This is a genomic window from Mesorhizobium sp. M0663 (genome assembly GCF_040320585.1).
Taxonomy (GTDB): Bacteria; Pseudomonadota; Alphaproteobacteria; order Rhizobiales; family Rhizobiaceae; genus Mesorhizobium.
On the sequence record NZ_JAMYPX010000015.1, the window covers coordinates 123,717 to 144,776 of the forward strand.

23 protein-coding genes and 1 tRNA gene are annotated in these 21,060 nt (G+C 60.2%); 10 read left to right on the plus strand and 14 right to left on the minus strand.

Annotated features, from left to right (window positions below; all coding sequences use genetic code 11):
* Positions 1-5: 5 nt before the first annotated feature.
* The 6 genes from NKI54_RS23320 to NKI54_RS23345 are packed head-to-tail and all read right to left on the minus strand — an operon-like array spanning position 6 to position 5,962.
* A complete protein-coding gene (locus tag NKI54_RS23320; RefSeq protein ID WP_352636825.1) occupies positions 6-872 on the minus strand; it encodes an RDD family protein in 867 nt (288 codons plus the stop codon).
* Entirely contained in the window at positions 859-1,890 is a 1,032-nt protein-coding gene (locus NKI54_RS23325) for a stage II sporulation protein M (protein ID WP_352636826.1), read from the minus strand. Before NKI54_RS23325 ends, NKI54_RS23320 begins: the two co-directional genes overlap by 14 nt.
* Entirely contained in the window at positions 1,887-3,194 is a 1,308-nt protein-coding gene (locus tag NKI54_RS23330) for a DUF58 domain-containing protein (protein WP_352636827.1), read from the minus strand. The genes NKI54_RS23325 and NKI54_RS23330 overlap by 4 nt, the downstream gene beginning before the upstream one ends.
* Positions 3,191-4,147, minus strand: coding sequence for an AAA family ATPase (locus NKI54_RS23335; protein WP_352449246.1), 957 nt, complete (start codon positions 4,145-4,147; stop codon positions 3,191-3,193). Before NKI54_RS23335 ends, NKI54_RS23330 begins: the two co-directional genes overlap by 4 nt.
* A complete protein-coding gene (locus NKI54_RS23340; protein ID WP_352636828.1) occupies positions 4,134-5,333 on the minus strand; it encodes a DUF4350 domain-containing protein in 1,200 nt (399 codons plus the stop codon). Before NKI54_RS23340 ends, NKI54_RS23335 begins: the two co-directional genes overlap by 14 nt.
* Positions 5,330-5,962 (minus strand): DUF4129 domain-containing protein, encoded by a 633-nt coding sequence (locus tag NKI54_RS23345; protein WP_352636829.1) that lies wholly within the window; start codon positions 5,960-5,962, stop codon positions 5,330-5,332. The genes NKI54_RS23340 and NKI54_RS23345 overlap by 4 nt, the downstream gene beginning before the upstream one ends.
* Positions 5,963-6,109: 147 nt before the next feature.
* Here NKI54_RS23345 and NKI54_RS23350 point away from each other — a divergent pair, with 147 nt between their 5' ends.
* Positions 6,110-6,901, plus strand: coding sequence for a hypothetical protein (locus NKI54_RS23350; protein ID WP_352692503.1), 792 nt, complete (start codon positions 6,110-6,112; stop codon positions 6,899-6,901).
* 61 nt (positions 6,902-6,962) lie between these two features.
* Here the strand turns inward: NKI54_RS23350 and NKI54_RS23355 are convergent, their stop codons facing one another.
* Genes NKI54_RS23355 through NKI54_RS23365 form a run of 3 tightly spaced genes read right to left on the minus strand, consistent with a single transcriptional unit; the run spans position 6,963 to position 9,702 of the window.
* Positions 6,963-7,739, minus strand: coding sequence for an N-formylglutamate amidohydrolase (locus NKI54_RS23355; protein ID WP_352636831.1), 777 nt, complete (start codon positions 7,737-7,739; stop codon positions 6,963-6,965).
* Positions 7,739-9,058 carry a type I glutamate--ammonia ligase gene (locus tag NKI54_RS23360; protein ID WP_352636832.1) on the minus strand — a complete coding sequence of 440 codons (1,320 nt, stop codon included), beginning with the start codon at positions 9,056-9,058 and terminating at the stop codon, positions 7,739-7,741. Before NKI54_RS23360 ends, NKI54_RS23355 begins: the two co-directional genes overlap by 1 nt.
* On the minus strand, positions 9,055-9,702 hold the full coding sequence (locus NKI54_RS23365) for a cysteine hydrolase family protein (RefSeq protein WP_352636833.1): 648 nt from the start codon (positions 9,700-9,702) through the stop codon (positions 9,055-9,057). The genes NKI54_RS23360 and NKI54_RS23365 overlap by 4 nt, the downstream gene beginning before the upstream one ends.
* Positions 9,703-9,850: 148 nt before the next feature.
* Here NKI54_RS23365 and NKI54_RS23370 point away from each other — a divergent pair, with 148 nt between their 5' ends.
* From NKI54_RS23370 to NKI54_RS23400, 7 genes are all read left to right on the plus strand, one after another.
* The gene (locus tag NKI54_RS23370; RefSeq protein WP_352636834.1) at positions 9,851-10,573 is read left to right on the plus strand and encodes a LuxR family transcriptional regulator; all 723 of its coding nucleotides are present in this window, start codon (positions 9,851-9,853) and stop codon (positions 10,571-10,573) included.
* Between the two features lie 83 nt (positions 10,574-10,656).
* Positions 10,657-11,310 (plus strand): acyl-homoserine-lactone synthase, encoded by a 654-nt coding sequence (locus NKI54_RS23375; protein ID WP_352636835.1) that lies wholly within the window; start codon positions 10,657-10,659, stop codon positions 11,308-11,310.
* Positions 11,311-11,351: 41 nt separating this feature from the next.
* Positions 11,352-13,124, plus strand: a complete 1,773-nt coding sequence (locus NKI54_RS23380; protein WP_352636836.1) for a vanadium-dependent haloperoxidase — start codon at positions 11,352-11,354, stop codon at positions 13,122-13,124.
* An 18-nt stretch (positions 13,125-13,142) separates the two neighbouring features.
* Positions 13,143-13,538 (plus strand): hypothetical protein, encoded by a 396-nt coding sequence (locus NKI54_RS23385; RefSeq protein WP_352636837.1) that lies wholly within the window; start codon positions 13,143-13,145, stop codon positions 13,536-13,538.
* Positions 13,539-13,785: 247 nt separating this feature from the next.
* On the plus strand, positions 13,786-14,691 hold the full coding sequence (locus NKI54_RS23390) for a serine protease (RefSeq protein WP_352636838.1): 906 nt from the start codon (positions 13,786-13,788) through the stop codon (positions 14,689-14,691).
* Between the two features lie 79 nt (positions 14,692-14,770).
* Positions 14,771-15,976 carry a hypothetical protein gene (locus tag NKI54_RS23395; RefSeq protein ID WP_352636839.1) on the plus strand — a complete coding sequence of 402 codons (1,206 nt, stop codon included), beginning with the start codon at positions 14,771-14,773 and terminating at the stop codon, positions 15,974-15,976.
* A gap of 449 nt (positions 15,977-16,425) precedes the next feature.
* On the plus strand, positions 16,426-16,857 hold the full coding sequence (locus NKI54_RS23400; protein WP_352636840.1) for a YybH family protein: 432 nt from the start codon (positions 16,426-16,428) through the stop codon (positions 16,855-16,857).
* 42 nt (positions 16,858-16,899) lie between these two features.
* Here NKI54_RS23400 and NKI54_RS23405 read toward each other — a convergent pair whose 3' ends face one another.
* Positions 16,900-17,034 carry a hypothetical protein gene (locus NKI54_RS23405; protein ID WP_352636841.1) on the minus strand — a complete coding sequence of 45 codons (135 nt, stop codon included), beginning with the start codon at positions 17,032-17,034 and terminating at the stop codon, positions 16,900-16,902.
* 548 nt (positions 17,035-17,582) lie between these two features.
* On the opposite strand from NKI54_RS23405, the gene NKI54_RS23410 reads away from it, so the two are divergent.
* Positions 17,583-18,008: a hypothetical protein gene (locus tag NKI54_RS23410; protein ID WP_023674443.1), complete on the plus strand. Its 426-nt coding sequence runs from the start codon at positions 17,583-17,585 to the stop codon at positions 18,006-18,008.
* A 155-nt stretch (positions 18,009-18,163) separates the two neighbouring features.
* Here the strand turns inward: NKI54_RS23410 and NKI54_RS23415 are convergent, their stop codons facing one another.
* On the minus strand, positions 18,164-18,586 hold the full coding sequence (locus NKI54_RS23415) for a CBS domain-containing protein (RefSeq protein ID WP_023674444.1): 423 nt from the start codon (positions 18,584-18,586) through the stop codon (positions 18,164-18,166).
* A gap of 252 nt (positions 18,587-18,838) precedes the next feature.
* Here NKI54_RS23415 and NKI54_RS23420 point away from each other — a divergent pair, with 252 nt between their 5' ends.
* Positions 18,839-19,138: a hypothetical protein gene (locus tag NKI54_RS23420; protein ID WP_352571491.1), complete on the plus strand. Its 300-nt coding sequence runs from the start codon at positions 18,839-18,841 to the stop codon at positions 19,136-19,138.
* Between the two features lie 211 nt (positions 19,139-19,349).
* Here NKI54_RS23420 and NKI54_RS23425 read toward each other — a convergent pair whose 3' ends face one another.
* From NKI54_RS23425 to NKI54_RS23435, 3 genes are all read right to left on the minus strand, one after another.
* Complete coding sequence (locus NKI54_RS23425) at positions 19,350-19,565, minus strand: hypothetical protein (protein WP_352571489.1); 216 nt, start codon at positions 19,563-19,565, stop codon at positions 19,350-19,352.
* A gap of 116 nt (positions 19,566-19,681) precedes the next feature.
* Positions 19,682-19,755, minus strand: a tRNA-Gln gene (locus tag NKI54_RS23430).
* A gap of 119 nt (positions 19,756-19,874) precedes the next feature.
* Positions 19,875-20,807 carry a lysylphosphatidylglycerol synthase domain-containing protein gene (locus tag NKI54_RS23435; RefSeq protein WP_352590477.1) on the minus strand — a complete coding sequence of 311 codons (933 nt, stop codon included), beginning with the start codon at positions 20,805-20,807 and terminating at the stop codon, positions 19,875-19,877.
* Positions 20,808-21,060 lie beyond the last annotated feature (253 nt).

Genomic DNA, 21,060 nt, shown 5'->3' on the forward strand with positions numbered 1-21,060 from the left:
CGTTGTTACCGTGCGTGCTTGTCGGCCCTGCGGTTGCCCAGCAGCAGCTTGCGCTCGAGATGCGCCCGTAGCTCGCCGTAGTAAGCCGTCAGGAACGCGCGCGCATCGTGGGCTTGCGGTGTCGCGCCGATCTTGCGTCCGATCGTTTCGGCAACCGTCCGCAGGGCGAAATAGTCGTCGCGGCGCAGCACCTCCTCCAGCTTGTGGAGTTCGGCAATCCCGTAGGCATCGAGTTGGGCGTGGCTGAACCGGAAGGCGCCGGCCGCCGGATCCTGCCGTGCCGACAGGTCTTCAAGCAAGGCGCGCTTCGGCGCCTCGACCACCCAGGTCCCCGCCAACAGGTCGCCGATCCGCATGCGGTCTCGATTGAACAGCGGGAACAAGGCAAACAGCAGCGTCCACACCAGTCCGAACACCGTCGTCAGCGTGTCGGCGAGGTCGGTCCCGCTGCGTCCAACGATGATCGACAGCGGCAGGAACACCTCGATCTCGCGCATCAGGTTGCGGGCGATGACCTGGTCGATCGACAGGCCGTCTCCGCTGCGCGACGCGACCCGGATGCCGACGATCCGCTTGCCGGGCGTAGCCGCGCGCCGGCCCGCTTCGAAAACGATGAAGTAGGCGTTGCGCAGAAAGAAGATCAGGATGATCCAGACTACGAAGAGCGGCTGAAATCCCTCGCTGCCAAGGCCTCCCACCCCGAATAGCGCGACGATCGTGATCACGATTGCAGCCACGGCGATGAACACGATGTCGAGCAGGAAGGCGGAGGCCCGCGTGCCGGCGTCAGCAAGCCTAATCCGGAGATCGACGCCTTCGGGCGTGATCAGCGGCCGTATAGCCGCGAAGGCGGCGCGTTTAACGATCGCCATGCCGCACCGCCCGGAACAGGTAGAAATAACCGATCCACAGCACCAGCATGCCACCGCCAATGCCGTAGCGCGTGACGTCGCTGGTGATGGTCTGCCTGCCAATGCCCTCGAGCAGCCCGGCAAACAGCAGCATGACCGAGACCCCGACCATGGCGTTCGCGGCGATGCGTCCGGCGCGAGCCGCTGCCGCCATGCGTGTCAATTCGCCGGGAAAGGCGATGCTGGTGCCGATGCGCATGCCCGCCGCACCGGCCAAAGAGATTGCGAACAATTCGGTGGTGCCGTGGATGGCCAGCCAGCCGCCGAGCTCCATGCCAAGCCCCTTGGACCAATAGACTTGGAACAACGCCCCGATCATGCAGCCGTTGAACAGCATCAGCAGCACCGTCGGCACCGCGAAGGCGAAGCCAAGGGCGAAGGCCAGGATTGCGACCTGGACGTTGTGCGTGAACAGATAGGCGGCAAAGCCTGAGAGAAAGCCATTGTCGCCATCATAAAGTATGCCACGCAGCAGTTCGGCCGAGGTGTCGGGGCCGCGGCCTCCTGCCAGGCCGGGCGGGATGATCGCGTCGAACCAGCTCTTGTCGGATGCCACCAGCCAGGCGCCTGCACCAATGCCGATCACCATCAGCGCGACCGACGCCAATGTCTCGCGCCACAGGTCGCGAATGGCCTCGGGCCAGTCATGCAGGAAGAAATCGGCGAGGCGCTGCCGCAGCCCGCGCCGCGCGCCATAGAGATAGAAATAACCGCGCAGCGACAGCGCTTCGAGATAGCCGACCAGCGCATTATCGAGCGATGTCGCGCGCGCCACCGACAGGGAAGACAGCGCCGATCGATAGAGCAGCGGCAGCGACAGCAGCTCCTCTTCGGAAAGCGTCCGCGGCGCGCGCTTCTCGACACGCGCCAGCAACGCCTCGAATGCCTTCCAGTCGGCCTCGCGCTCGCGGCGGAAGCTGGCCAGCGACTGGCGTACCGCGTCGCCGCGCACCGCATTGCCGCGTACCGGCGCCGTCACAGCAAATCCTCGTGCTTGAACTGCAGATAGCGCTCGACCAGCGCGGGACCCAGCCGGTTGTGGTCGGCTTCGATCACATGCGCCCCAAGCAGCCGCAGCCGGCCGATGACGACCTGCCTTTCGCGCAAAAGCCCTCCGGCGACGACCGCGCGCGCAACATCCTCGCCGGAGCGTGGCGGCGTGTCGGCCAGGCCCTCCAGTTCGGTGTCCTTCATCATCATGAACAGCACGAGATGCCGTTCGGTGAGCCGACCCACGGTGCGCAGCATCAATTCCGCGCTGATCGGATCGACGAAATCGGTGAAGATGATGACCAGCGAACGGCGGTCGAGCCGCGCCGCCAGCGTCGTCAATGCCAGTGTGAAATTGGTCTCCTCGCTGGAGTAGTCGATCTCGGCGGCCCGTTTCTGGATCATCGCAAAGCTGGCGGGGCCGCGCACCGCGCCGCTCGAAACGCGCGGCCTTGCATCGAAGCCGAACAGGCTGACCATGTCACCGCCCTTCAGCGCGATGAATGCCGACAGCAAGGCGGCCGTCACCGCCCGGTCCACCTTCGGCACACCGTCAACCGGCTCGCACATCAGGCGTCCGCTGTCGATGGCCAGCACGATGTTGTTGTTCTCCTCGATGCGGAACTCGCGCGCCAACAGCTTGCCGTGGCGGGCGCTGCGCTTCCAGTCGATCATCCGCCGGCCCATGCCCGGCTGGTAATCCTTGAGCGCGTCGAACTCGCGGCCTTGGCCCGCGCGGCGCTGCGCATGGCCTTCGGCAAGCGCCGCATGTTGCAGCAGCGTGATCGCCTCGCCGCGGGCGCTGCTGACGTCGGGCAGCACCGCAACCTTGCTTTCCACCGGCAGCACGACCTGGTTCCAGACCAGCCCGAACGGCCCGCGCCAGCGCACCCAGAGACGGTCGAAGCTGGCGACGCCGCGCCGCAGCGCCTGGAAGCGGAGGTTGAGCGACCCGCCTCCGGCGATTGGCAGCAAGGCGCCGCCGCTGCCGTCCACCGGCGCCAGACGCGCATCATGGCCGACCCGAGCCTCCGCGGCGCGCGGCCCCGAGTGACGGGCGGTGATTTGCGCGCCGAATTCCCCACCGACACCGGCCTGCTGCGGCGCATCGATGCTGGCATTCAGCGATGCCCGTCCGCGTCCGGCCGCGGCATCCACCGCCAGGAAGGCAAGCAGCAGGCAACTCCAAAGCAATCCCAGATACCAGAACGACGGCAGTGCCAGCGCGACCAGGAAGGCCGGGACCGCGCCGGCCGCAGCTGCCCATACCGCTCGGCCGCTGGGATAGATCAACGTGGTGCTTCCGTCTGGTCGACCAGGTCGGAGACGATCTGCTCGACCAGCCGGCCATCGATCTGTGCGGCAGGCGAAAGGATGACGCGATGACGCAGCGCCGGCACCGCCAGCGCCTTGACGTCGTCGGGGATCACATAGGCGCGTCCGTCCAGCGCCGCCCGGGCACGCGCCGCCCGCGCCAGCATGGCGCCGGCGCGCGGACTGGCCCCGACCTCCAGATCGGCATTTTCGCGCGTAGCCCGAACCAGCGCCGCTATGTAGCCGACGACATCGTCGACGAGGGTGACGGAGCCGACGACTTCAAGGGCCTCCTGCAGCGTTTCGCGATCCGTCTGCGCCTCGATGCCATATTGCGCGATGTCGTGCGAGGCGGAGCCGCCGCCATGATGGACGATGATGGCTCGTTCTTCCTCGGGGCCGGGATAGCTGACGCGGTGCTTGAACAGGAAGCGGTCGAGCTGCGCCTCCGGCAGTGGATAGACGCCCTGGTGCTCGATCGGATTCTGGGTCGCGACGACCATGAAATTGCGGCCGAGCGAATGCGTGGTGCCGTCGAAGGTGACCGCATGTTCCTGCATCGCCTCGAGCAGTGCGGCCTGCGTCTTGGGCGGCGTGCGGTTGATTTCGTCGGCAAGCAGCAGATCGCAGAAGATCGGGCCGCGCGTCAGCGTGAACTGCCCGGTCTGGAAGTTGTAGATGTTCGACCCGACGATATCGCCGGGCATCAGGTCCGGCGTGAACTGGATCCGCCCGTAGGCGATCCCAAGCGCCTGGGCGAAGCAGCGCGCCGTCATTGTCTTGGCCGTGCCCGGAGGACCTTCCAGCAGGATATGCCCGCCCGCAAACAAGGCGGTCAGCATCAGGTCGACCGTATCGTGCTGCCCGGTGATCGCCTTGGCCACTTCTTCCCTGATCCGTGTCGCCAGGGCCTTCACATCATCGACGTTCACCGAGCCTCCTTGCCGTCCAGTCATGCAGCCGTTCTGCTGCCTGTTGCATCTGCGTCAGATTCTTCGCCTCGCCGGCCGCTTGCGAGCGCGTCGTGAAGCCGCCAGCTTGCTCCTTATCGCGAGAGTCGAGCCAGTGGTCGAGCGCTTTGCCTTGCAACCCTTGCGGTGCGCCGAGCAGCGCGCCGGCGCGTACCCGCATCAAGGCCGCATAGCGGCCTCCCAGCTCGTCCAGCCGGCCGGCACGCCGCATGAGCATCGCTGTCGTATCGACCAGCGCACGCTTGCCGAAGGCGATCGCGCGCTGGTCGATACGCGGCGGGCCGAACCGGCCAAGGCCATGCAGGAACGCCAGCGCCGCAGCGATCAGGATCGTCAGTGTCAGCGCCAGGAACGGCGGCTCGACCAGGAGCTTGGCCAGATCATACTTCCGCCCCGCGCCGTGCAGCGTCAGATCGAACATCACCGGGCCGTCGTCGGGCTGAAGCAAGGCAATCAGCCCGAGCGCGGCTGCTGCCTTTTCGGGATCCTTGAGGGCGGCGTTGTTGATCAGGTCGGGGTCAGTCAGGATATAGAACGGCTTGTCGTCCAGTTCGGTAAGCACAGCCTTGTCATTGCCGGCTGCGATGAGAGGGTACTTGTCGGCCACCCACTGCAATTCTTCGGGTGCGGCAACCATGTTGCCTTCGATGTCGAGTTGCTTTGCCGTGCTCTGGCCGGCACCGATCTTCGCATCGGCGATGCGGCCAAGCCATTCGTTCACCACCGAACCGGGCAATCGCCCGAATTTCATGTTCCAGCCTTCATGCCCCTGCAGCGGCAGGATCTGCCATTTGGGCAGCACGAAGAGCGTGTTCTGGTCCTGGCGAAGATTGAGGATGTGGTCGAGCGCCTCCGGATCGCTGTCGGGCGAGATGGTGACGATCAGCAGTATATCTCTGGCAAGATCGTCTTCGGTCCGCGCCATCAAGGGCGCTTCGCCGGTGAGCCGCAGCCATTCCGCCAGGCCGGCGTAGCCGACGCCGCTTTTCGACAGCGGCGTGGCGCCGCCATTGCCGGGCTGCCGGAAATCGGGAGCATAGGTGGACAGCAGGAAGAAACCGGCTGCCGCAAGGAGGCTGGCGAAAATCCCCCAAAACAGTGTCTTTCGATTGAACGGCTCCTGTGCCTCGACCGCCGGTGCACTCACGTCCAGGCATCCCGGAAGGCGAAACGTTCATAGGCGCCGCGCGCCTGCCGCCAGCCTTCCGCGCCGACCGGCCGGCGCGCGAACAGCGCCGCCTCGACAATGCGGGCGATCTCGGTAAACGCATGGCGCGCCCTTCCCGGCAGGGAAGGGGCATTGGCGATGTCGCGCGCGGTGAGCGACGGGCGCAGGAAGTCCGGCAGCCGGCCGGCAATATCGGCGACGCTGCGCCGAAGCAAAAGGTGAACCGCCTCGTCATAGTCGCCGCGTGCGGCCAGCGCATCCGCTTGCGACAGCAGGATCTGCGCGGCGCCGGCGTCTGGGCGCCAGGTTTCTTCGTCTTCGACTTCGGGCCGCGCGCGCTGCCATGGCAGCCGCCAGGCGATGCCTTTCACCTCGAGGAAGACCAAAAGCAGGATGATTGCGACGCCCGATATCACCGCCCCCCAGAACAGATAGATCATGTAGGGACCGAGCCACGACAAAAAATCCTGCAGCGGTTTCAGCCACTCGGGCGGCTTCCGCGGCACATAGGCCGGCAGGTCGAACTGGATCGACTCATCGGCGATCAGCTGCTTGTGCAGATTGGTCAGCCGTTCGGCTTCCGCTGTGCCTGGCTGTGCCAACGCCACCCGCTCCCCTGCAACCTGTGGTTCCCTGCCGACACTGACAATGCAGCGGAACAATTGCAAGTGGGCTGGACGGCGACGGTTAATCTTGGCAGATTTACTGCCGGGATTGTGCTGCCGGCATGACGCAATGCAGCAGGGGGACGCATCATGGCTTCGACGACACTGGACCGGCCTGAGAAATTCGAGATTGGCAGGGTGTTCAACAACAGCTTTGCGGTGATCAGCCGCAACGCCGGGCTTTATTTCGGATTGGCGGCGCTATTTTCGGGATTGCCTGCTCTTGTTCTTCACCTTTGGAATCGGGCGCACCTGGAGGACATGGCGATTGGCGACCCGGGCAATCCAGCTATGGCCGACCCCAGTGCGCTGCTTCGTGATTCCTTGCTCTCGTTTGCCCTTGCCATGCTCTATTTTGTACTCTCGTTATTGCTCCAGTCTGCGCTCGTGCGGGCCACGATCGAGGATTTGAGCGGCAAGCGGCCGACCTTTGGTGACTGCATTCAGATAGCCATCCGCTATTTGCTGCCGACCCTCGGCATTGGCCTGCTCGTCGTTCTAGGTGCGGGGCTGGCTTCAATAGCCTTGCTGGTTCCCGGCATCATCCTGTGGCTGGGATGGTGCGTGGCGGTGCCGGTTCTGATCCAGGAGCGGCTCGGTGTGTTCGGCTCCATGTCGCGCAGCCGTGCCCTGACCAAGGGCAGCCGTTGGCCACTGTTCGGCCTGTTCCTCATCCTGATCATCATCGCAATGGTCATTCAGTCGGTGATGGTGGGAGCTGTCGTCCTGTTTGGCGGGACCATAATTGCCGATGTAGCGGGAGCCTTGGTGTCGACGATATCGTCGATGGTGTTGTCGGTAGCCACGGCGGTCAGCTACGTCGAACTGCGTCAGGTCAAGGAAGGCACCAGCGTCGAAGACTTGGCGGAAATATTCTCCTGAGGACGGGTGGAGGCTTTTCACCGGCTGGCATGTCGCGTTGCGCTCGAGCAGCCGAGCTTGGTCACAACGCCTTTGTCTGCTGCACCGGCAACGCCGCCGCCAGCCGCTTCGCCCATTCCTCGATGCCAGAGCCCGCCAGCAGGTCCTGCCTGATCTCGATGAGGACCGCGGGAATGCCGCGATCGTCGCCATGGACGGGTATGGCATAGTCGCCGTCACGGCTGATCACGTAGGGCTCGTTTGCCGCGGCGTTGAGTGCACTGTCGGCGCGCAGGCCGGCAAGCACGGCCTGGCCGAACTCCCTTGCCCGATCGTAAAGCACGCCGGCGTGCCAGGGCCGCGCAATGCCGAGGAAGACCGGCGTGAAGGAGTGGATCGTCGCGATCCGCGTCGCTCTGCCCTGCTTCGCCCGCTCGTCGAGATGGGCGGCCACGCGGTCATGAAACGGCGCGAACATGATCTCGGCACGCCGGCTTCGTTCCTCCGGATCGAGGCCGACATTGCCGGGGATGCCGGTGTCCTCCGATAGCGCCGGAATGCTGCCGCCGGAACCAAGCGGCCGGTTGAGATCGATCAAAAGCCGCGAATAGGAGCTGAGGAAAGCCGGAGCATCGAGCAGCTTCGACAGGGTGCGGGTCACTTCGGCGGCGCCGATGTCCCAGGCGATATGGCGCTGCAAATGGCGGCTGTCGAGACCGAGCCGCGCATACTCGGCCGGAATATGATTGGACGCATGCTCGCATATCAGAACGATATCGGAACGCCCCGTTTCGTTGATTGCTTCGACCGCTGGAAGCCAACCTTCCGGTAGGATGGCGTTAGCAAGCGGCTCAGCCATCAATACAGCGTCCGGTAGAGATCGCAGACCGCCACTGGATCGAGACCGGCGAGGCGCTCGGTCTCATGCCGCTTGAGGCCGACAAAGGTCTCGACGAACACCGGCGCGAACCATCCGGTGACGGTCTTGTCGGCAACGAGCGCGTCGAGTGCCGCAGGCAGCGTTTCCGGCAGCCGCACGAGGCCAAGCTTCTTGCGCTCGGCAACGCTCATCTGCGTCGGGTCGGCCGAGACAAGCGGCGGCGCCGGCAGCTTGGCCTTCAGCCCCTCCAGCCCGGCGCGCACGATCGCCGCCAGCGACAAATAGGGATTGCCGGTGGCGTCGGCTGCCCGGTATTCGATATTGTACTGCCGCGCAGGATCGCGCCCGCCGATCGTCACCGTCGGGCAGATGCGCAGGCTCGCCTCGCGGTCGCGATCGGCAAGCCAGGTGTAGGACGAACTCCAGCTATGCGGCTTCAGCCGGTAGTAGGACGACACACTCGCCGCCGTCATGGCGGTGATCGCGGGCAGGTGGCGCAGCACGCCGGCACAGAACGAAGCAGCACGGCTGGAAAGGCCGCCAGGCTGGGCCGGATCGTAGGTCGCCGGCTTGCCGGCCTCGTCGACGAAACTGAAATGGATGTGGACGCCGTTGCCGACGGCATCGGGAGCGATCTTGGGCGCGAAGCTCGCCCGCCAGCCGGCACATCGCGCGACTTCGCGCGTGATCTCGCGGATGGCGACGGCGCGATCGGCCGCGGCAAGCGCATCGGCCGGCTCGCACGTCACCTCGAACTGGTCGGTGCCGAATTCGGCGATCACCACTTCGGGCGCGACGCCGGCTTCCGCCAGCGCCGCCATCAGATTGGCGGCAAACGGGTCGGCGCGGCGCAGTGCTGCCAACGACATCGAATGAGCCGGCCCAAAGTCGCCCTCGATATGGAATTCATGCTCGAAGGCGGCGATGACGGAAAGCCCGGCCGCTGCCTTCAACTCCGCCAGCACATCCTTGAGCATGGTCCGCGTGCAGCCGACCCACGGGCTGCCGTCGAGTTCGACAATGTTGGCGGCGACCATATCGAAGGGCGTCGCCGATCCGGTCAGCGCCGTGCGAAACCGCGCGTTGAGATCGGGAATGAGCCGCACATCGCCGGACGAGCCCCACGGATTGGGGTCGACGATGGAGTTGAACGGCGTCAGCGACAGATTGGCCTGCAGCCAGCCGACGCCGGTCGCGGCGATCTTCTGCAGCTTGCTTTCGGCGACCGAGCGGCCGCGCGTAATCGCCGAAAGATCGGTGGTGACGACGGCAACGAGCGGTTCGACGGTCGATATCATGCAGCTTTTCCCAAAGCTTCGAAACGGGCCGAAACGATGGCGGTATCTGCGGCCCAGCAATAGCCGCCGAAGGCTTTTAGCGCACCGTCATGACGCTCCTGCGAGGCGGCGGCGCAGGCATCCGATACGCAGGTGACGAGATAGCCGCGATCGGCGGCATCGCGTACCGCCATGTCGACGCACTGGTCGGTCATGATGCCGGCGACGATCAGGTAGCGCACGCCGAGGTTTTTCAGGACATAGTCGATGTTGGTCGAGTTGAAGACGCCCGATGACGTCTTCGGCAGCATGATCTCGTCGCCGACCGGCGCCAGCGACGGCACCGGCAGGCCTTCCGGCCGGCTCGGCGCGATATGGATCGGCGTCAGCTTGTGGTCGAGCGAGCGGTCGCGGCCGTCCTCGGTCAGGCTCTGGATGATGGTGTGGATCACCTCGACGCCGTTGGCCCGCGCCGCCGCCAGCAGGCGCTCCTGGTTGGGGATCGATTGCGACGCGGTCTGCCGGTAGAAATAGTGATCGGGCCCACGCTCCGGATGCGCCGGATCGGCGCCCGGCTCCAGCCAGACCCGCTGCATGTCGACCAGCAGCAACGCGGTTTCGCCGGCCCGGAACGGCTCGTTTCGTTTTGGCAGTGCTGGCGTCATGCTTGGGTCCTATTCGCTGATCACGTCTGGCTGATTTAGCTGATTTTGGCCCAGGCGTCCTGCGTGGCGGACGCACTTATTGGGATATTCGAAGTCACTAATTTAAGGTAAGCTTTGTTTTCGGGCGTGGAGACGGGGGGTCTCTGTCATGATCGATTCAGACGTGTTCGACTTTGTCGAACGCTGCAGGAAACACGCAGCTACCGGGCCGCTGCTGGGCGACCTGCTCGAAACCGTGCGAAATCTCGGCTTCGAGCACTTGATCCTGAGCGGGGTGCCGCTTGGCGGGCAGAAGCTTGCACCGATGGTCGAACTGAATGGCTGGCCGGCCGGCTGGTTCGAGCGCTATGTCGAGGCCGAGCATGCCGCCGTCGACGGCGTTTGCGTTTACTCGGCAAAGACCTTGAAGCCGTTCCTCTGGTCCGAAGTCCCGGCAAAGTGGTCGGATACGGAGGGCTCACGACGCGTTGCCGGCGAGGCGACGGAGTTCGGCATCTGTAGCGGCTTCGCTGTGCCGATGCTCAGCGTTCATCATTGGCAATCCGTGCTGTCGTTTGCGTCTTCCGCGAAGTCCTGCACCCTGTCGCCGCGCCATCAAGTGCAACTGGTGACGATGGCGGTCTATGCCGGCATGTCGATCCAGGCGTTGGCGAATGACGATGATGACCATGAGGGCGTACTGACCGACCGCGAAAAGGAAGTGCTCTTGTGGGCCGCGGCCGGCAAGACCTCATCGGAAACCTCACAGATTCTCGGCCTGACCGAGCGTACGGTCAAATGGCACTCAACGCGGGCCCGCGAGGCTTTTGGCGTCGCCACGACCACGCAAGCGGTCGTCGAGGCGGTGCGCCGGCGCCTGATCCATCCCTAAACGCGTCAACTGTCCCATCGGACAGGTGACGTATATTAGCGCGACTGCGACTATCCCTGCGAGAACGATCGGGGGATCGCGCCATGATAACGGCCCACGTAGTCAATGCGCATAACAAGCATCTCTATGAAAACGAATTCGACGAGTTTCTGCGCCGCCGGCACGATTTCTTCGTGCATCAAAAACGCTGGCGCCCTCCGAGCCCGGATGGTCGCGAACTGGATCAATTCGATACAGACGCGGCGACATACCTGCTGGGCATTGAAGACGATCGCGTGGTGACTTCGGCTCGATTGATCCCAACGAGCGAGCCGCACATGGTCTCGGAGGTTTTTTCTCACATGTGCGAAAAATCGGGCGTCCCGAGACGACCCGATTGGGCCGAATGGACGCGCACATTCGTCGTCCCCGACAAACGCACTGCCGGACTGAGGGGCACGCTGACGCAGCTGTGCTGCGCGGTGATGGAATACGCGCTCGACGAAGGACTAACCGCCGTCGGCGGCATCCAGGAAACCTACTTCATGCCGCACCATGGCGCGCTCAAATGGCGGGCCGAGCCGATGGGCATGGCCAGGGAAGAAAACGGTGAATGGTACATCGTCGCGTATATCGAGGTGAATGAGGCGGCGCTGGCGAGTGTGCGGAAGATACTTAGGGTCGAGCATTCGTTGCTGGTTCGTCGCGGGAGGCAAATGCCTCTCCACAGGGAAAAACCCGAATCTGCAATCGCGTAATATTTTTAGGTAGACGAGCTCGTTTGGGGCGGGAGGATGAAATGAACCGACGCACTTTTCTGCATTCAGGTGGCATGTTTCTGTTGGCCTCCACGTCATTGTCTTCGATACCGGCGTATAGTGACTCTTTAAGTATCGAGCAAAAGCATGGGTTTGCCCAGATATATGGTGTTGAGAACAATCTCCTCACAATATTGCAAAAACGACAAGATGAGCGAGCCGCTGTGCCTATCTCCCCAAGATTGTTTGCAATAGAGCCAATACTTGACGCGGTAACTGCTGAAACAACAGATAAAGAGCTTTGGCTTGTAACCGTGGAGGCCTGCCACAAACTCGCTCTAGATCTTACCGCTATAGATCATAACACGACCACCAGTGTCAGTGTTCCTGACATAGATATCTACGGCGAACAGCTAGGGCCTGCAAGAAGCAGCTGGGCGCTCGGCCTCGTTCATCTGGCTATGTTCGAAGCAATGAATGTGTTTCGAAATGACTACGTCAGCTACAAGCAGCCTGGTTCTAATACTGAGATACGGGAGGAGATAATAAGAGAGTCTCATTTAGGTACGAATGATATAGTAATAAAAGTCGGTACATTAGCATCGGCTGCCTTTCATTCTGTAGTAATGATCGTCAAGACCCTCTACCCGAAAAAGCGCGCCTTCATAGCGGCTCGCGCTGATGAAATATTCAAAACGAGTGTCAAGGGTGAGCAAGGCATTGCCATTGGAAAGGCCATCGGCGAGGCCACTGCCCTTATCGTGTTAAGGGCTCGCGGATGGAGTGATGCGTACGGTTTTACTGACGGATCAGAGTTTCCGGAGCCAGCAGCGGATGATTTTAAGACAGCTGATATTAGAAAGTGGCATATAGACCCGATCTCTAAAATTCCCGTAGCGCTAGGCGGAATGTGGTCTAGAGTTAAAACGTTCGTTATTCCTCAAGCAGAATCGTTTCGCTGTGATCCGCCACCTGATCTGACTTCCGATCGATTTATATCTGCCTTCAAGGAAGTGAAGACTCTTGGGGCTTGGGGCAAGAAAGTGTCGGCTGACCCAAGCACGGGCAGGTTCGCTACAGAGACCACTCGCGAAGGCGAAGTTGACCCCGAGCCAGGGGCCGATGGGAAAATCGATTATAAGAACAACCAGAGCTTGAAAGCCGTGTTCTGGGGCTATGATGGCACTGCCTTCTTATGCGCTCCGCCTCGTCTGTATAACGCACTAGCAATGACGATTGCGCGGACAAAGCTCAAGTTTATTGATCCTTATGAATTATCCCGTTTCCTGGCAATCGTAAATCTGTCCATGGCAGATGCCGGTATTAGCGCTTGGGAGGCTAAGTATTACTATTTGTTTCCTCGACCAATTACATATATACGCAATGTGGACGCGGATAGTTCGCCTGAAGGTAAAGGCGAATCGACATGGACGCCACTCGGCGCAGCGGTAACAAATGCGGGAAGGATGGGCCGGAATGTCACGCCTCCATTTCCTGCCTACCCCTCGGGGCATGCGGTGTTTGGTGGCGCGGTATGCGAAGTCCTTCGAAGATTCTTGATTGCCTCATCGACTGCAGATGCGTCGTTTAAGTTCATCTCTGATGAGTATAACCATGAGAACTATTCTCCTGGCTCGGTAGTGCCTAGACCGCTTGTAGAAGTGGAGTTTCCTGACCAAGCGGCGGTTGAAGAAGAGAACGGAATGAGTCGAATTTGGATGGGAATTCACTGGGAATTCGATAAAACAAACGGAAAAAAGCAAGGAAATAACATAGCAACGTATGTAATGGATGAAGTCTTTTTGCGACGTTAAAGCTTGATGGAGGGTAAAGTGCTGCAAGACTTTAAGGTGTTGATGGCAAATAAATGGTACCTTACTTCGTATGAAGCATTCAATGAACCTAGCGGGAGCCAGCTAGTGGAAAACCTGCGCGTTACATTGACCAAGAATATTCTTGTGATAGAAGGCTTGGCTGGTGAGACGACTATGACGGAAGCTGTAATCCAGGGTCGCCGAAGCCTTGATCTAGGCCCTCAACCTTCTGAGTTGGCAGCCTTTGTCATAGTGGAAGAAAATCTAACGTCTACGTCGAAGCCGTTTCCTGCCCAAGGGACCGCTATTGTCTATCGAGAGGGCGACAAGTGGCGCCTGAGAGCCGCTGGTTTTGACAGGAACGGTCAGCCAAAGGGCTGGATATTCGATGCAACTGAAACCGGGCCCGGCTAGTCATTTATAAATTTGCACCAACTGGGGCTTAGATAGCGGACTACAGACCGGGAACGCGGCAACGCGCACCAATGTGATCTAGCGGCGGGCGACATGGTAAGCAGTGCACTGTCACCGTAATTCCGCGGGGTTTGGTCGGAATGGCACCCCTAAAGGTTGGATCTTTCACGCGACAGAAGTTCCGACCTAATCGACGCACCTATTTGTCGATTATTGCCGAGTGAACTCAAACGTTCGTGGAGCGACCATGGTATCCCTGTTCCGTACAATAATAATCGCCGCAATACAGCTGACGGTTGCTTCAACGGCGCTTGCCGACGACTTTCAGCGGTATGTGCCTGGCAAAACAGTAACATTCGAGGAGTTCACCCAGATCGTCGGTGAGGTAAAGGGTCTGGAAGCATTAGGTTTTGATACCAAAAACTTGAGCGGAACGGAAATTGATCCGCGCATAGTTGGCGGGAAGGTAACAACTGTTGAGCAATATCCATGGCAGGCGGCTCTTCTCTATGCGATGGTGCCTGAACCTCAGAGAATTTTACGGTGTGGAGGTAGCGTCATTGCCTCCAATTGGATATTGACCGCGGCCCATTGCGTTGCGGACAAGACCGAAGAAGACGTTGTAACTAAGACAACATTCTATCATGCCCTTGGAATTCGCACAAAGAGCGTTCAATATTTCGTTCATCCGAGTTATGATAGCTCCACCTATGAGAACGACATTGCTCTTGTAAAACTTGCCGAGCCGGTTGCGGACCCAACTGTGGTCCCATTGATAGAGCAATCGGCAGATATCCCTGATGGCACCAACGTTTCAGTCACGGGATGGGGGGCTGTAATGGAGGGAGGCGCTGCGTCGGAAGTACTTCGCGTGGCCGATGTTCCGCTTGTGAACTTGAGCGATTGCAATCAGCCTGGAAGCTATAACGGCAGAATCAAGAATACGATGATGTGTGCGGGTTATCGCGACGGCGGGCTGGACTCATGCCAAGGCGACTCCGGGGGTCCTGCGGTGGCAACGCGTGGCGGAAAGCCAGTATTGGTCGGCATTGTAAGCTTTGGCGAGGGCTGCGCTCGCCGATTAAAATACGGTGTTTACACCCGCGTGAGCGCCTTCTCTGACTGGATCACCCAGACAATGGCTGCCAACTAGGCTGTCTTCGTGGAAGTTAGCGAGCTTCATCAATCAAAGTGTTCAGGGGCGTACATACGCTCACATCGGAGGAATATTCATGCGAAGCGCTTTTCCCGTGCTTATCGCTTGCTCAATCCTGGCGGCCGCCCCCTGCGCAGCAGCGGAGGTCGAATTCGGGGGAGATGCAACGGCTTCTCTACTCGCGCTGACCAATCCGGATGAGTATGCGTGGCAAGTGTTTTTTTCCGTATCACGACCGGCGGAACTGGGGACAGCTGGCGTCGCAGATTCAAGCAAGAAATTTGGCGATGCTCCGGACCTTCCGCTTGTCTGGGAAACTTGGGCCCTCGAGTCGGGTGGTGACCACAGCGAGGTCTATAAGACTGACGGCTCAAGACCGCCGGCATGGGAGAAGTTGCCAAGGGAGAGTCACGAAATTGTCTTGGACGAAAACTTAGAAAGGAAGATGGTCCTGTCGTCGAGCAAGATCGTCAAACCAAAATTTGATCCGCTGAGTCCAGTCAGCCAAGAGGTACGGGCAAACCGCATAATGTATGAGAAGATTGTCTCAGGTGACCTTTATTCCCGAAACGGACTCGAAAGAAACTTCGCGGCCGCCGTGAAGGAAGATAGTCGAAAGAAAATTTCCTTTGATCAAGGCGCGAAAGAGATAAAGGCCGAATGGCGGCCAATACGGGATGAGGACAAGCCCCGCTACCTGTGGAGGAAATTCGAACTGAATGGGCAACAAATAGCGATTGGTCTTGTTGCTTTACACATCATAACGAAGGACCTTCCGAATTGGGTCTGGATCGATTTCGGTCATCGAGATTGTGAGATTGCTCAAGGCGCCTGCGACAACAAATGGCTTTCTCAATTTGGCTTTCCGACGCAATTGGTCGCCGAGACGAGCCCTGTTGACGCTACCATTGGACAGGACGGCGTTAGGGCTGAGACAAGAGGGACTGTTTGGCAAAATTACATATTGCGAGGGGCTCAGACTGAATTCACGACCTCAATTGGATCTCCGACGGTGCTATCAAATCCCGTAATCGAAAACACTTTCCAAAAGTCGTCCTGCATAAGCTGTCATGCGCGTGCATCTGTCGGGCCGCGTCTTGTATCTGGTGACGGCAAGCAATCAGACGACCTGAATACGCTTTCGTCCGGAGATCCTGAGCTCGGAACGCCGAACGAAACCCTGTTTGGTGCTGGTCCAGGACCCGGCATATCGACGATCGAATATATTCAAACGGACTTCATTTGGTCGGCGCCATTTAGATCTATGAGAGAGCAGAATTAGCGAGTCCGCTGCGCCTGCGCGTCGGTTCGCATGTTTAACGAGGAAGGCGGCGCGGAGCGCTGTCATCTGGGCCGCAGGTCACAATCGGATTACGGTGACAGTGCGCCGCCTGCTTCGTTTTCGGGTTTCACGGCTTTGCCGATTTGCCCGGCGAGGGCCCACGGGTGCATCGAAAACCGCGACATCCGCGACGCGGCAATACTCGATGAGCAGTTCTTGTGGAAGACTTTGGGACGTGAAAACACTTTGGCTCGCCCGCACGGTGCTGGGGATGCGGCAGACCGGGAACGCCGGCAAGGTGCACCGTGCGGCGGGGGCGACATGGTAAAAAGTGCACTCACCGTAATTCTGATCTATACTACGGACACCAGCCCGACCGCCTACGGCAAAGCGAAGGGCGGATGTAGCGCTTGATAGAGTTCTCTTTTTAGTCATGGGGCGATGTTAAGATGTTAGCCTCCGACCTGACGAAATTTATCGAGCAGGATCATCTGGCCCTGGATGCCTTCGTAAAGGGCGATCCTGAGCCCCTGAAAAACCTCTACTCGCGACAGGACGACGTCATTATTGCCAATCCCTTTGGCCCGCCGGCGAAGGGATGGAGAAAGGCCGCTGACACCATGGAACGGGCCGCCACCAATTACCGGCACGGCAAGGCCATCGGCTTTGAGCGCATCTCGGAGTATGCGACAGCCGACTTGGGATACATCATCGAGGTCGAGCGGTTCCAATCCAAGGTCGGTGGTGGCAACAAACTGGTGCCGATTGCGCTTCGAGTCACCACCATATTCCGGCGCGAGGAAGGCGCGTGGAGGATCGTCCTTCGTCATGCCGATCCGATAACCTCGGCACGCCCGCCGACGTCCATTGTCGGGGAGTAGAAGGGTTGCCGGAGAGGTTTTAGGAATTACGGTGACTGTGCACTATTTCTTTTCGCCGCGTGCCGCATTTTCCGGGTTCTCACGGCTTTGCCGATTTGCTCGCCGATACTCTCGGCCCACGGGCGCATTGAAAACCGCGACATCGGCGACGCGGCAATACTCGATCAGCAGGAACATATAGTCTTCGGACGTGAAAACACTTTGGCTCGCCCGTACGGTGCTGGGGATGCGGCAGACCGGGAACGCGGGCTAGGTGCACCATGCGGCGGAGGCGACATGGTAAAAGTGCACTGTCACCGTAATTCATCCTTAGCGGCCAATTTCCCGCGTCGCATCAACAATCTAGGTCATTTTCGGTTTCGCTTTAGGCAGCGCGGCCAGCAAGAGCTGGTGCTGTTTCTTCTTTCTCTTCGACGTGAGGGCTCACCCATTCGTCGGTTATCACGCGGCTGACCAAGGTGCCCGGCACCGCTTTTCTCAAGGCACGCAGCAAAAAGTATCTAACCCGCTCGGACAGTCAAGAGGTGTGGCAGGCAGGCCATGCGCAGCCAGCCGCAGCGAGCCGCCAAGACGCGCGAAGCACTTCGGCGGTGTAGGACAGCGGCACGCCAGAACGCGCGCAGGCCAGGCGTTGGCTTGCCCAATTGTGTTTTGACTATTTGGCTGAACGGGAGCGTAAAATATCAGGTTCGCCCGGTCGGGCGAACTAACTCAGGGAGGATGTTATGAAGATGAATCGACGTAATGCTCTCGCCCTTGGTGCCACCTCGTTGGCGGCCCCGCTATTGGTCGCAAAGCCCATTCCGGTAGCGGCCAAGACCTACGGTCCGACTGATGGCAAAGAGATTTTTCCCGGCGTTCGGCTCGTCGAACTGGGAACACGAGACTCCCATATCAAGGGGTACAAGAAAATTGCCATGGAAGACGTCGTCTACCAGCCAAAGGCAACTAGCCCGCTCGGGGATGTCATGGCCGACGATATGGTCTGCACGGTCACTGAAGGCGAGCTGCAGGTCACGGCCGGAGACATGCAGTTCACGGCCAAGGAGGGTGACGTATGGAGCTGCGGCAAGGGTAGCACGAAGGAGGCTGCTACGAACAACGGAACAGCGGTCGCAGTGATGCGGGTGATTAACCTGAAGGCTGCATAAAGTTACCCACACTCTGGCGACTGCAGACGCTCCAGCCGGCTTCGGCCGGCGGGCTTTTCCGGTGCGCCACGGCCTCGATGACCGGACATTTCTGCCGGCGCGCTGTGGCCAGCGCGGCGGCAGACTGAGGCCTTAGCGCACGGGCGAGCCGCCCTTCAGTGGTGGTGGGCGGAAACGCTCTTGACGTATTCGGACACCAGTTCCCTCGGTGCCGACTGACTGACGTCGCCGACACTAAGGATGCCGACCATCCGCATATTCTTGTTGATCACCGGCAACCTGCGGATTTTCAGTTCTTCCATGTGCCGTACGGCCTTGGCCAGATCGTCGTCTTCGCGGCAGCAGTGAATGCCGGCCGTCATAACATCGCGCGCCGTTGCGATGCGGCCGTCGAAACCATCTTCTGCCAGTCCGTTGCAGACAATATCGCGGTCGGTCACCATTCCGATCAGTCGGTCGTTCTCTCCAATGGGAATCGACCCGATATCCTGGGCTCGCATCATTTTCGCCAGTTCGGTGACAGCGGTTTCGGGGCTGACCCAGTCGACACCCTTATGCATTGCGTCTTTGACCTTCATGGCGGACCTCCCTTGCTGGGTTGGTGAATGTCCCCCTGTCCCATTCTAACGCGGACGGGGTTTGGCTGCCAGAGGTCATCATCCAGACCCGCATTTTGCGGTGGTTGTCATGCGGAATTACGGTGACAGTGCACTTTTTACAATGTCGCTCCCGCCGCATGGTGCACCTTGCCCGCGTTCCCGGTCTGCCGCATCCCCCAGCATCGATAACCGCAACATCGGCGACGCGGCGATATTCGATGAGCGGTCCTTGTGGAACGCATAGTCTTCGGACGTGAAAACACTTTGGCTCGCCTGTACGGTGCTGCGGCAGACCGGGAACGCGGGCAAGGTTACACGATGCGGCGGGGCGAACATGGTAAAAAGTGCACCGTCACCGTAATTCCGGTGCACTATTTTCTTTTCGCCGCCTGGCTCGTTTCCGGGTTTCTCGGCTTTGCCGATTTGCCCGGCGATACTCTCGGCCCCCGGGTGCATCGAAAAACCGCGACATCGGCGACGCGGCAATACTCGATGAGCAGTTCTTGCGGAACACATAGTCTTCGGACGTGAAAACACTTTGGCTCGCCCGTACGGTCCGGGGATGCGGCAGGGCGGGAACGCGGGCAAGGTGCACCATGCGGTCAATCTAGACACGGGGCGACATGGTAAAAAGTGCACTGTCACCGTAATTCCTAGATGTAGTGTGCTCAGCCGTCCAGCAAGTATAAGGATCAACGTCGTGCGCGGACGCAGGCACTTGACAGCTTCGATCGCGAGTGGCTCACGCGCCGCCGCTCTGTTGCAGGCTGTGCCATTGTTCAATGCTATCGCATAGGAACTTCACAAATCCACTGCACAGCAACGGCTCAGCTGCACCGTCTGGCGTGAATTCATATATCGCGTCCGACTCATCGATTCCCCAAGTTCCGAGATATTCGCCTTCCTGAGTGACGACAGCGCCGTCCTCAAGCAGGTTTATTGACCATCGAAGATTCATGCCACCTCCCGGTCCGAATGATGCGGATAGAATACCATGCGGATCATCCGCATGGTTGTAACACATGCCATTTTCGGGAATGATCTAAGTAATTGTTTCTATTGAAAAAAAGAAGCTGGCTGGGGAACCTGGATTCGAACCAGGACTAACGGAGTCAGAGTCCGTGGGTCTACCGTTAACCTATTCCCCAGCAGGCGCGGCTGTTGAAAACCACACGGGCAGGGCGGCGACGTCGCCGCGCGTGCCTTGTAGCCGCCGCCGGAAAATAGTCAACCCTGTGTCTGGGTTCAATCGTCGGCTTCCCGCGCTTCAACTCTCGCTGCGGCTGTATTGCGAGTGCTCGAAGAACAGCACCACGCCGAGTGCGATCAGCAGCGGGATGATCAGGTAGAACAGCCGGAACACCAGCAGCGCCGCCAGCACGCCGACCTGGTCCATATGTGACAAGCCCGCGAGGAACACCACCTCGAAGACGCCCAGCCCGCCCGGCGCATGTGAAATCTGCGCGATCGAGAACGACACCAGGAAGACGCCGAGCACGACGAAATAGCCGGGATTGCCGGCGGCGGGCAGGGCAAAGAAGATGATCGCCGCTGCCGCCAGGAGCTCGATCGGGCCGACCAGCAATTGCCGCGCCACGATCGGCAGCGCCGGGTAGTGCAGCTGAAAGCTGCCGATCCTCAGCGGCCTGAGATGCAGCCAGCTGCCGAAGACATAGGCCGCCACCACGAGCAGCATGGCGAGCCCTCCCGCCTGCGCCAGCCGGTGATGCGGCGTGCCGGAAAACCGGTCGATCACCTCGGGCTCGAGCAGCAGGACGATGCTTGAGACGAACAGCGTCGACAGCACGAAGGTGATCCAGCAGATCGCCACCAGAATGCCGACGTCCTGCCCGGTCAGGCCCTTGGTGCCGTAGGCGCGGTAGCGGATCACCGCACCGGAAAACACCGAGCCGCCGATATTGTGCGACAGCGCGTAGGTGGTGAACGAGCAGAAGGTGACGAACAGCCACGAGACTTTCTTGCCGATGTGCAGCAGCGCGATGTGGTCGTAACCGGCGAGCGAGGCATAGGCGATGACCGAACTCAGCGCCGCCAGCACCCAGCCGCGCGCCGGGATGGCGATTATGCCGGCCCAGACATCGTCGAGCGAGATGCCGCGCAATTCGTGCAGCAGCAGCCACAGCGAGAACACCACAGCGGCGATGCCGATCACGGGCCAGAAATAACGCCTCCAGTTCATGGCCTGACGATCATGCGTTGCAGCCCGTACCCGATTTCCGGTTCGCAGCAGGAAAACCGCCCGCGCTCCCGAATGGTTTACCCCTCCATTTCAGAAATGCCTCATTGAAGCCGGCTATTCAACCGGGAAGGCGCGTTGTGGCGCTCGCGCCTTCCCTTCTCCCCTTGTGGGCTAGCGTGCGCACACATCTGCTTCGGAGAGGTGTCAAGGGAGTTTTGGTTGGGTAGCAGGTTTGGCTTGCGGGGTTGGAATC

What these genes read in the sequence shown, in the direction of transcription:
- NKI54_RS23350 (WP_352692503.1), top strand. Translation starts at nt 6,110, where the DNA reads ATGGCTTCGACGACACTGGACCGGCCTGAGAAATTCGAGATTGGCAGG.
- NKI54_RS23355 (WP_352636831.1), bottom strand. Translation starts at nt 7,739, where the DNA reads ATGGCTGAGCCGCTTGCTAACGCCATCCTACCGGAAGGTTGGCTTCCA.
- NKI54_RS23370 (WP_352636834.1), top strand. Translation starts at nt 9,851, where the DNA reads ATGATCGATTCAGACGTGTTCGACTTTGTCGAACGCTGCAGGAAACAC.
- NKI54_RS23365 (WP_352636833.1), bottom strand. Translation starts at nt 9,702, where the DNA reads ATGACGCCAGCACTGCCAAAACGAAACGAGCCGTTCCGGGCCGGCGAA.
- NKI54_RS23395 (WP_352636839.1), top strand. Translation starts at nt 14,771, where the DNA reads ATGCGAAGCGCTTTTCCCGTGCTTATCGCTTGCTCAATCCTGGCGGCC.
- NKI54_RS23360 (WP_352636832.1), bottom strand. Translation starts at nt 9,058, where the DNA reads ATGATATCGACCGTCGAACCGCTCGTTGCCGTCGTCACCACCGATCTT.
- NKI54_RS23390 (WP_352636838.1), top strand. Translation starts at nt 13,786, where the DNA reads ATGGTATCCCTGTTCCGTACAATAATAATCGCCGCAATACAGCTGACG.
- NKI54_RS23425 (WP_352571489.1), bottom strand. Translation starts at nt 19,565, where the DNA reads ATGAATCTTCGATGGTCAATAAACCTGCTTGAGGACGGCGCTGTCGTC.
- NKI54_RS23415 (WP_023674444.1), bottom strand. Translation starts at nt 18,586, where the DNA reads ATGAAGGTCAAAGACGCAATGCATAAGGGTGTCGACTGGGTCAGCCCC.
- NKI54_RS23380 (WP_352636836.1), top strand. Translation starts at nt 11,352, where the DNA reads ATGAACCGACGCACTTTTCTGCATTCAGGTGGCATGTTTCTGTTGGCC.
- NKI54_RS23405 (WP_352636841.1), bottom strand. Translation starts at nt 17,034, where the DNA reads ATGTTCCTGCTGATCGAGTATTGCCGCGTCGCCGATGTCGCGGTTTTC.
- NKI54_RS23375 (WP_352636835.1), top strand. Translation starts at nt 10,657, where the DNA reads ATGATAACGGCCCACGTAGTCAATGCGCATAACAAGCATCTCTATGAA.
- NKI54_RS23400 (WP_352636840.1), top strand. Translation starts at nt 16,426, where the DNA reads ATGTTAGCCTCCGACCTGACGAAATTTATCGAGCAGGATCATCTGGCC.
- NKI54_RS23320 (WP_352636825.1), bottom strand. Translation starts at nt 872, where the DNA reads ATGGCGATCGTTAAACGCGCCGCCTTCGCGGCTATACGGCCGCTGATC.
- NKI54_RS23435 (WP_352590477.1), bottom strand. Translation starts at nt 20,807, where the DNA reads ATGAACTGGAGGCGTTATTTCTGGCCCGTGATCGGCATCGCCGCTGTG.
- NKI54_RS23410 (WP_023674443.1), top strand. Translation starts at nt 17,583, where the DNA reads ATGAAGATGAATCGACGTAATGCTCTCGCCCTTGGTGCCACCTCGTTG.